This window comes from Pseudomonas sp. SDO55104_S430 (assembly GCF_054070595.1).
Genome location: NZ_JBSVXG010000230.1, coordinates 1 through 8,775 on the forward strand (window position 1 = coordinate 1; position 8,775 = coordinate 8,775).

General features: G+C 60.5%; 9 protein-coding genes. 2 read left to right on the plus strand and 7 right to left on the minus strand.

Features of this window, described 5'->3' with window-relative positions; all coding sequences use genetic code 11:
- Positions 1-73: 73 nt before the first annotated feature.
- From ACW9JE_RS25785 to minC, 4 genes are all read right to left on the minus strand, one after another.
- Positions 74-709 (minus strand): RluA family pseudouridine synthase, encoded by a 636-nt coding sequence (locus ACW9JE_RS25785; protein WP_224541311.1) that lies wholly within the window; start codon positions 707-709, stop codon positions 74-76.
- Between the two features lie 181 nt (positions 710-890).
- Entirely contained in the window at positions 891-1,145 is a 255-nt protein-coding gene (gene minE, locus ACW9JE_RS25790; RefSeq protein WP_007974947.1) for a cell division topological specificity factor MinE, read from the minus strand.
- Between the two features lie 3 nt (positions 1,146-1,148).
- The gene (minD, locus tag ACW9JE_RS25795; RefSeq protein ID WP_224541313.1) at positions 1,149-1,961 is read right to left on the minus strand and encodes a septum site-determining protein MinD; all 813 of its coding nucleotides are present in this window, start codon (positions 1,959-1,961) and stop codon (positions 1,149-1,151) included.
- Positions 1,962-2,163: 202 nt separating this feature from the next.
- Positions 2,164-2,901 carry a septum site-determining protein MinC gene (gene minC, locus ACW9JE_RS25800; protein WP_224541315.1) on the minus strand — a complete coding sequence of 246 codons (738 nt, stop codon included), beginning with the start codon at positions 2,899-2,901 and terminating at the stop codon, positions 2,164-2,166.
- Between the two features lie 118 nt (positions 2,902-3,019).
- Here minC and ACW9JE_RS25805 point away from each other — a divergent pair, with 118 nt between their 5' ends.
- The gene (locus ACW9JE_RS25805) at positions 3,020-3,952 is read left to right on the plus strand and encodes a lipid A biosynthesis lauroyl acyltransferase (protein WP_224541316.1); all 933 of its coding nucleotides are present in this window, start codon (positions 3,020-3,022) and stop codon (positions 3,950-3,952) included.
- Between the two features lie 50 nt (positions 3,953-4,002).
- Entirely contained in the window at positions 4,003-5,175 is a 1,173-nt protein-coding gene (locus ACW9JE_RS25810; protein ID WP_224541317.1) for a patatin-like phospholipase family protein, read from the plus strand.
- A gap of 93 nt (positions 5,176-5,268) precedes the next feature.
- Here ACW9JE_RS25810 and ACW9JE_RS25815 read toward each other — a convergent pair whose 3' ends face one another.
- The 3 genes from ACW9JE_RS25815 to ACW9JE_RS25825 all read right to left on the minus strand — a co-directional run bounded on the left by ACW9JE_RS25815 (position 5,269) and on the right by ACW9JE_RS25825 (position 8,644).
- Positions 5,269-6,054: an outer membrane protein OmpK gene (locus ACW9JE_RS25815; RefSeq protein ID WP_224541318.1), complete on the minus strand. Its 786-nt coding sequence runs from the start codon at positions 6,052-6,054 to the stop codon at positions 5,269-5,271.
- A gap of 370 nt (positions 6,055-6,424) precedes the next feature.
- The gene (locus ACW9JE_RS25820) at positions 6,425-7,210 is read right to left on the minus strand and encodes an outer membrane protein OmpK (protein ID WP_457434342.1); all 786 of its coding nucleotides are present in this window, start codon (positions 7,208-7,210) and stop codon (positions 6,425-6,427) included.
- Between the two features lie 75 nt (positions 7,211-7,285).
- Entirely contained in the window at positions 7,286-8,644 is a 1,359-nt protein-coding gene (locus ACW9JE_RS25825) for a nucleobase:cation symporter-2 family protein (protein ID WP_224541321.1), read from the minus strand.
- Between the last annotated feature and the right edge of the window lie 131 nt (positions 8,645-8,775).

An 8,775-nucleotide genomic window follows, 5' to 3' on the forward strand; every position in this document is an offset into this window, starting at 1 on the left:
TCATTCAACAATGTTTTGACTGACACACCGCTTTCGCGAGCAAGCCCGCTCCCACAGGGGATTTGTTTGTGCTTTAGAACGGGGCAGGACACTCGAAGCGCAGGCGCTCGCCGGTTTGCGGGTGGGTGAAGCTGAGCATGCTGGCGTGCAGGCACAGCCGGGGCCAGGCGGCCAGGGCCTGTTCGTGGGCGTAGAGCCCGTCGCCCAGCAACGGATGACCGATAGACAGCATGTGCACGCGCAACTGGTGCGAGCGGCCGGTGATCGGCGTGAGTTCCACGCGGCACCAGTCGCCGCAACGCTCCAGCACCCGCCAGAAAGTCAGGGCGTGTTTGCCGAACTCGTGGTCGACCACATGCCGTGGTTTGGTCGGCGGGTCGTAGCGCAAGGGCAGGTCGATGCTGCCACTGTCCAGTTCGGGTTGGCCCCAGGCCAGGGCGGTGTAGGCCTTTTCGGTTTCGCGGTCGTGGAACTGCCGGGACAGTTCACGGTGCGTATCGGCATCCCGGGCCAGCAGAATGATGCCGGAGGTTTCCCAATCCAGCCGATGGACGATGAGCGCGTCCGGGTAGCCGTTTTCCTGCAGGCGGGTAATCAGGCAATCCTTGTTATCGTCGGCCCGGCCGGGCACGGAGAGCAACAGGGTCGGTTTGTTCACCACCAGAATGGCGGCGTCCTGATAAAGGATGTGGACGTTGGACAACGGCATTAAAACAGCCTCGTAACAAACGCCAACGGCGGCTCAGGCTTTCAAGGCTCTTTGTAGGAGCGAAGCTTGCTCGCGAAGGAGTGTCAGTCGACAACGATGTAGCTGACACACCTTCGCGAGCAAGCTTCGCTCCTACAAGGAACAGCGAAAACCTGAGCCGCCGTGGCTCCCACCGGATCGATCAGCGATCTGGCAGGGTAATATTGAGTTCCAGAATCGAGCAACTGCCCTGGCTTTCCAGTGCCACATGCACGTCATCGGAGCCGATATTGACGTACTTGCGAATCACCTCCACCAACTCCTTCTGCAAGGCTGGCAGGTAGTCCGGGGTGCTGCGTTGGCCGCGTTCGTGCGCCACGATGATCTGTAGACGCTCTTTCGCTACCGACGCGGTGCTTTGCTTTTTGTTGGCACGAAAGAAGTCAAAAAGGTTCATTGCTTAGTTGCCTCCAAACAGGCGCTCGAAGAATCCCTTCTTCTGTACATCGAGGAATCGATGATCCACGGTTTTGCCCAGCAGGCGGTCTACGGTGTCGCTGTAGGCCTGGCCGGCATCGCTCTGGTCGTCGAGGATCACCGGAACGCCCTGGTTGGATGCCTTGAGCACCGCCTGGGATTCTGGAATCACGCCGAGCAGGGTCACCGAGAGGATTTCCTTGACGTCTTCTACGCCGAGCATTTCGCCTTTGCTCACACGCTCCGGGTGGTAACGGGTAATCAGCAGGTGTTCCTTGATCGGGTCTTCGCCGCGCTCTGCACGACGGGACTTGCTGGCCAAAAGGCCGAGCATGCGGTCGGAGTCACGTACCGAGGACACTTCAGGGTTGGTCACGACGATCGCTTCATCGGCGAAGTACATGGCCAGGTGGGCGCCTTTCTCAATGCCCGCCGGGGAGTCGCAGACCACGAACTCGAAGTTTTCCTTGAGTTCCATCAGGACTTTTTCTACGCCTTCGACGGTCAGCGCGTCTTTGTCGCGGGTCTGGCTGGCGGCCAGCACGTAGAGGTTTTCCAGGCGCTTGTCTTTGATCAGGGCCTGTTGCAGGTTGGCTTCGCCGTTGACGACGTTGACGAAGTCGTAAACCACACGGCGCTCGCAACCCATGATCAGGTCGAGGTTACGCAAACCGACGTCGAAGTCGACGATCACTGTTTTGTGGCCGCGCAGTGCGAGGCCGGTACCGATAGCGGCGCTGGTGGTGGTCTTACCCACACCACCCTTGCCGGATGTAACCACGAGAATCTTGGCCAAGGTGTTTCACCCCTAATGAAAAAGGACTTTTTTCAGCCCCTGAAAAACATCTCTTGTAACTACTGCAGTCGAACAGCCTTGGCTGGAATTTGGTTTTGGGCTGCGTTTACCGGCGGTAAACACGGCTTTTGGCCTGTTTCCTACTTCGTTTGAGCCATTTTCGCTACGTTTTAGAGATGATTGGAAAATGCGGCAGTATCCGTTAAAGCCGAATGATGTTCAACACGTCGCCCGACAGGCTGACCTGCACACCCGAACCCCATAACGGGTCGCGGCGCAGATCCTCGGAGACCTTGTAATGACCGGCGATGGAGACCAGTTCAGCGCTCAATTGCTGACAGAAAATCCTGGCTTTCGTGTCGCCCTTGACCCCGGCCAGGACACGACCACGCATCGGGCCGTATACATGGATGTTGCCATCGGCAAGAAGTTCCGCCCCCGGGCTGACCGAGGAGACCACCACCAGGTCGCAGCCCTGGGCGTAAATCTGCTGGCCACCACGTACTGGCGTGGTGATGATCTTGGTTGGTTTGATCGTCGGCTCCGGCGGCTTTTCCGGTTTTTTCGGAGCAACCGGCTCGTTCAGATCCAGGGAACGCTCACGGGCGCCGGACGGCGGCAGCACCGGAATATCGACGGCAATCGCCGCTGCGATGTCTTCGATGCGGCTGGCGCGGATGGCCAGGGTGCGCAGGCCGTGCTGGCGGCACACGCGCATCAGGCCCGGCAGATCGATCACGCCTTCGCTGGCCGGCAGTTTGTCCAGGGCCAGGATCAACGGCGCATTGCTGAAAAAACCAGGGGCCTGGGCAACCTTGGCGGCCAGTTGCCGGTCGAGGCCTTCCAGATCGTTACGGGCCAGTTCCAGCACGGTAATGGCCAGCATGCTGCCCTTCAGCTGGAACACGGAATCCTGGTCTTGCGGTTCGGTTTGGCTCATGGTCGGCATACAACGGCTTGTCACTAAAAGTGCCCAGACTTATAACGAGAACGCCCGCAGGCCGCAAGCCGGGTCGAACGATGTAGAATGCGCGGCCACTGTCTTTCCGGAAGCTTTAATGGATCGCCCGCGTTTTCGAAAATCCTTTCTCTCGCCACGTTTCTGGCCGCTGTGGTTGGGCCTGGGGCTGTTGTGGCTGATCGTCCAGCTGCCTTATTCGGCCTTGCTGTTGATCGGCCGCGCCCTGGGTGCCCTGATGTACCGGGCGGCCGGCGAACGGCGGCGCATCGCCAAGCGCAACCTGGAGCTGTGTTTCCCTGAAAAGACCGCCGCCGAGCGCAAGCGCCTGCTCAAGGAAAACTTCGCCTCCACCGGCATCGCTTTCTTCGAGATGGCCATGAGCTGGTGGTGGTCGCGCGAGCGTCTGGCCAAGCTGGCGCACGTTGAAGGCCTGGAGCATTTGCAGAAGGCCCAGCGTGAAGGCAAGGGCGTGATTCTGATGGCGGTGCACTTCACCACCCTGGAAATCGGCGCCGCGCTGTTGGGCCAGCAGCACACCATCGACGGCATGTACCGCGAGCACAAGAACCCGTTGTTCGACTACGTCCAGCGTCAGGGCCGCGAGCGGCACAATCTCGATTCGCTGGCGGTGGAGCGCGAGGACGTGCGCGGCATGCTCAAGCTGCTGCGCGCCGGCCGGGCGATCTGGTACGCACCGGATCAGGACTACGGCGCCAAGCAAAGCATTTTCGTGCCGCTGTTCGGCATTCAGGCGGCGACCGTCACCGCCACCAGCAAGTTTGCGCGGCTGGGCAAGGCGCTGGTGGTGCCGTTCACCCAGGAGCGTCTGGCGGACGGCAGCGGCTATCGCCTGGTGATCCATGCGCCGCTGGAAGGCTTTCCCGGTGAAACCGAGGAAGAAGACTGCCTGCGCATCAACCAGTGGATCGAAGGCGTGTTGCGCGATTGCCCCGAGCAGTACCTCTGGGCCCATCGCCGCTTCAAGAGCCGTCCACCGGGCGAGCCCAAGCTGTACGCCAAGCGCGGTTGATCCAGACAGCCCGATGCACCTGACCTGATGCACCATGGAGGAGCGATGTGATGAGTCCTGCTGAACCGGTAACAGGTTTGATTCTTTCCGGCGGCGGGGCTCGGGCGGCCTATCAGGTCGGGGTGCTGGCGGCGATTGCCGAACTGTTGCCGCTGGGCGCCGACAATCCGTTTCCGGTGATCGTCGGCACCTCCGCCGGGGCGATCAATGCGGTCAGCCTGGCCAGTGGGGCCATGGATTTTCGTTCTGCCATTGAGCGTCTGACCGAGTTCTGGCAGGGCTTTCGCAGTCATCTGGTGTTGCGCAGCGACTGGCCCGGGGTGATCCGCCAGGCCAGTCGTTTCGTTGGTCACAGCCTGCTGGGCTTGGGCGCCCAGGTGCCGGTGGCGCTGCTTAACAGCTCACCGCTGCGCGACTTGCTCAACGACAAGTTGCAGATGAACGGGATCGCCGAGGCCATCGCTCACAAGCAGCTGCATGCTGTGGCCGTCACTGCGTTCGGCTACGAATCCGGCCAGGCGGTGACTTTCTATCAGGGCGGCCGCGCCATCCATGACTGGCTGCGCCACCGTCGCATCGGCGTTCCTGCCCAATTGTCCGTTGAACATCTGCTCGCCAGTTCGGCGATTCCCCTATTGTTTGCTCCGGTAAAGATCGGCGAAGAGTTTTTCGGCGATGGTGCGGTGCGCCAGTCGGCACCGATCAGCCCGGCGCTGCACCTGGGGGCCAGTCGTGTGCTGGTGGTAGGGGTCAGTGGCAACCCGCGGGGCATCGATCCGGAGCAACCGCTGCAACGGGCCTACACCGGGCAGCAACCGACGCTGGCGCAGATCGGCGGCCATATGCTCAACAGTACGTTCATTGACAGTCTGGAAAGCGACATCGAGCTGTTGCAGCGCTTGAACCAGTTCAGCCGCCTGATGCCCGATGGCACGCCGGTCCGCACGCTGGGCGTGGCGCCGGTGGAGGTGCTGGTGATTTCGCCGAGCCAGCCGATCGACGAGATTGCCGCGCGCCATCGCCATGAGTTGCCGGCGGCATTGCGCCTGTTTCTGCGCGGGCCGGGGGCGACGAAGACTAGTGGGGCGGGGGTGTTGAGTTATCTGCTGTTCGAGGCGGGGTATTGCAGCGAGTTGATCGATCTTGGGCGGCGGGATGCGTTGGCGAAGAAAGATGAGTTGTGCAGGTTTCTGGGGTTGCCGGAGCCGGTGCTGTCGGCCTGACATTTGCGGCGCGGCATTCGCGGGCAAGCCTCGCTCCCACAGGGAATCTCGCGAATCCTGTAGGAGCGAGGCTTGCCCGCGAAGCTTTTCAGATCAGAAATGCACCTTGACCAGGAAGCTGGTCACGCTCTGATCGGTCTTGAAACCGTCGGTGTCTTCGATACCGTACTTGTTCTTCCAGTAGTCGTACTCGACACCCACGTACAGCTGCTTCTCGCCCAGATTCAACGCCTTGCCCAAGTCGTACTTGATCTGCGGGTTGAAGTGCAGGTTGGCGTGGTATTCGCCTTTGCTGTTGACGTCGTTGTCGACCACCCAGTCCATGAAGCCGTCGATGAGGATGCTCGAATCGCCCACCGGGATGGTGTAGGACCAGACCGGAGTGATCTGCCAGATATCGTCGCCCGGACGGTCGCCTTCGGTGTGGCGGTTGTAGAAGTTCAGCTGGAAATAGTCGAAGCCCGGGATGGCGAGGTCGAAGCCGGGACCGATCAGGTAAGACTCGGTATCGTCCTCACCGAATTCGTAGGTCATGGCCAGCAGCACGTCCTTGACCGGACCGAATTCCAGTTTCTGGTCGAAGATCTTGTTGAACGACAGACGCGGGCTGAACTCGCCGTAGTAGGTGTTCTCGCCGGCGAAGGCGTCTTCCTTGCCGTTGTAGAAGATCTTGTCGTAGAAGAAGAAGTTGTCGCCGTATTTCCAGCCGTCGGCGTGTTCGAAGGTCACGGTCTGCTGAATGCGCGGATTGACCTGGAAGTCCTTGCCATAAAGGTAAGTCAGGCTGTTGTTCTGCCATTGCAGCAAGTCGCCTGCGATGGCCTGACCCCCTGCCAGCATCGATCCCGCCAGCATCAGGCTAGTGCACGTGCGTTTCATTCGGTTGCTCCCAAAAGTAGTGGTTTCACGTTTTTTTAAGGTCGACGCTCTGGTGTGGCGCCTTTTTCTGCAGCTGTTAAAAATCGTCCTTTCGGCCAGCGTCAGTGCTGTCAGCAGGGCTGAGCCAAGGCTTTTCGAAAAGCAAAAAAACTCCCGCTCGGCTGCCCGGGAGCAGTCGATTGAGAGGTTTTGGGGATGCCTTGGTACCGTCCAGCGCCGGGATAAGTTGGCTCGCTGGTCAGGAATTAAATCCGGGCTTTTTTTTAAAGCGGATTCAGGCGGTCGCGGAGAATACTGACTCCACGGCCAGGTCTCAAGTGCTCCGCAAAGGCGCACCGACGACAGGCTTGGGGCACGGTTGCGGATCATTTTAGAAATGCACCTTCACCAGCAGGCTGGTGGTGTTTTCGTTGGTGTCGAGTCGGCCGTTGTTCTCGATGCCGTATTTGTCCTTCCAGTAGCTGTATTCGATGCCGGCATACACCTGCTTCTCGCGCCAGCCCATGGCTTTGCCCAGGTCATATTTGATCTGCGGGTTGAAATGCAGGTTGGCGTGATAGGTGCCACGGGAGTTCTGGTCGTTGTCGGTCACCCAGTCGATGTAGCCGTCGATCAGCAGGCTGGAGTTGCCTAGAGGCACGGTGTAGGACCAGGCCGGAGTGATCTGCCACACGCCATCGCCGGGGCGCGCGCCTTCGGTGAAGCGCTGATAGATGTTGAGAGTGACGAAGTTGAAGCCGGGCACCTTGAGGTCGAAGCCGGGGCCGATCAGGTAGGCCTCGGTGTCGTCTTCGCCGTTCTCGTAGGTCATGGCGAGCAACACGTCCTTGATCGGGCCGAGTTCGATTTTCTTGTCGAAGATCTTGCCGAAGGACAGGCGCGGGCTGAACTCGCCGTAGTAGGCGTGGGAGCCTTTGTTCCGGTCGCCCTTGCCGTTGTAGTAGGTGCTGTCGATGAACATGAAGTTGTCACCGTATTTCCAGCGGTCCGCGTGCTCGAAGGTCACCGTCTGCTGGATCGACGGGTTCACCTTGAAATCCTTGCCGTACAGGTAACTGATGCTGTTGGTCTGCCACAGCAGTAGATCGCCGGCCATGGCCTGGCTGGCGGCCAATAGCCCGGTAGCCAGCAACATGCTTGTCTGTGTCCGAATCATCTGTTGCTCCCTCTTTTTTTATTTTTGTCAGGCAAAGGCAGCCCCAACCCCCGGGTGGGGGCGGTGCCTGTTCAATCAATGCGAGTGGGCGTGACAGTCGTTGGTCGCGGCGCGTTCCTTTCCGCCGAGGATGTTGAACAACAGGTTCAGCGACAGCGCGCTGAGGGTGGCCATGGCGATGCCGCTGTGGGTGATCGGGCTCATCCACAGGGGCAGGTGGGCGAAAAACTCCGGACGCACCACCGGGATCAGGCCCATGCCGATGCTCACCGCCACCAGCAACTGGTTGCGACGGTCACCGATGTCGGCTTCCTGAAGAATCTTGATCCCGGTGGCGGCCACCATGCCGAACATCGCAATCGCCGCGCCGCCGAGCACCGCCGGTGGAATCGAGGCCACCAGGAACGCGGCCTTGGGCAGCAGGCTGAGGACGATCAGCAGGCCGCCGGCGACGATGGTCACCGAACGGCAGCGCACGCCGGTCATCTGCACCAGGCCGATGTTCTGGGCGAAGGAGGAGTGGGTGAAAGTGTTGAAGAAACCGGCGAAGAACGACGCGCCGGCATCGCACAGCAAACCGCGACGCAGCCGGCGAGGGCAGACTTCATCGCCGGTGATCTTGCCCAACGCCAGGAACATCCCGGTGGACTCGACGAAAATGATCACCACCACCAGACACATCGACAGGATCGGCGCCAGTTCGAACTTCGGCATGCCGAAGTGCAGCGGGGTGACGAATTGCAACCAGGGCGCGTTGGCCATGCCGCTGAGGTCGACCATGCCGATCACGCCGCAGAGCACATAGCCCAGGCACATGCCGATCAGTACCGAAATGTTGACCCAGAACCCGCGCATGAAGCGGTGCACCAACAGGATGGTGCCCAGCACCAGCGCAGCGATGGTCAGGTAGATGGGCGAGCCGAATTGTGCGGCCTGGGCGCCACCGCCGGCCCAGTTCACGGCCACGGGGAACAGCGACAGACCGATCGAGGTGATGACCGTGCCGGTCACCAATGGGGGGAAGAAGCGCACCACCTTGGACATGAACGGCGCAATCAACATACCGAAGAAGCCGGCAGCGATGGTGGCGCCGAAGATGCCTTGCATGCCCACGCCAGGCATGCCCGCCATAGCAACCATGCTGCCGACAGCGGCGAAACTGGCGCCCATCATCACCGGCATGCGGATGCCCATGGGGCCGATGCCGAGGGATTGCACGATGGTGGCGATGCCGGCGACCAGCAGGTCGGCGTTGATCAGAAAGGCGATTTCTTCACGGCTGAGGCCCGCGGCCTGTCCGATGATCAGCGGCACCGCGATGGCGCCGCCGTACATCAGCAGAACGTGTTGCAGGCCAACCAGGATCAGTTGCAGGAGAGGTAAACGCTGAATGGCGGGTGCGTCGGGAATACGGGCCTTGGATAGCTCGGACATGCAACACCTCGGATCTTTTTTATTCTTGTGAGTTACAGCTGTCGGGTGGCTCACAGCTGTTTCTTTGCATCAGGCTGACCGCGTTGCGGCCGTTCGCGGGCAAGCCTCGCTCCTACCGATCGGTGTGGATC

Excerpts from the sequence above, each read along its gene's own strand:
- minC (WP_224541315.1), bottom strand. The coding sequence starts at position 2,901 with ATGAGCCAAACCGAACCGCAAGACCAGGATTCCGTGTTCCAGCTGAAG.
- ACW9JE_RS25785 (WP_224541311.1), bottom strand. The coding sequence starts at position 709 with ATGCCGTTGTCCAACGTCCACATCCTTTATCAGGACGCCGCCATTCTG.
- ACW9JE_RS25825 (WP_224541321.1), bottom strand. The coding sequence starts at position 8,644 with ATGTCCGAGCTATCCAAGGCCCGTATTCCCGACGCACCCGCCATTCAG.
- ACW9JE_RS25805 (WP_224541316.1), top strand. The coding sequence starts at position 3,020 with ATGGATCGCCCGCGTTTTCGAAAATCCTTTCTCTCGCCACGTTTCTGG.
- minE (WP_007974947.1), bottom strand. The coding sequence starts at position 1,145 with ATGAACCTTTTTGACTTCTTTCGTGCCAACAAAAAGCAAAGCACCGCG.
- ACW9JE_RS25820 (WP_457434342.1), bottom strand. The coding sequence starts at position 7,210 with ATGATTCGGACACAGACAAGCATGTTGCTGGCTACCGGGCTATTGGCC.
- ACW9JE_RS25810 (WP_224541317.1), top strand. The coding sequence starts at position 4,003 with ATGAGTCCTGCTGAACCGGTAACAGGTTTGATTCTTTCCGGCGGCGGG.
- ACW9JE_RS25815 (WP_224541318.1), bottom strand. The coding sequence starts at position 6,054 with ATGAAACGCACGTGCACTAGCCTGATGCTGGCGGGATCGATGCTGGCA.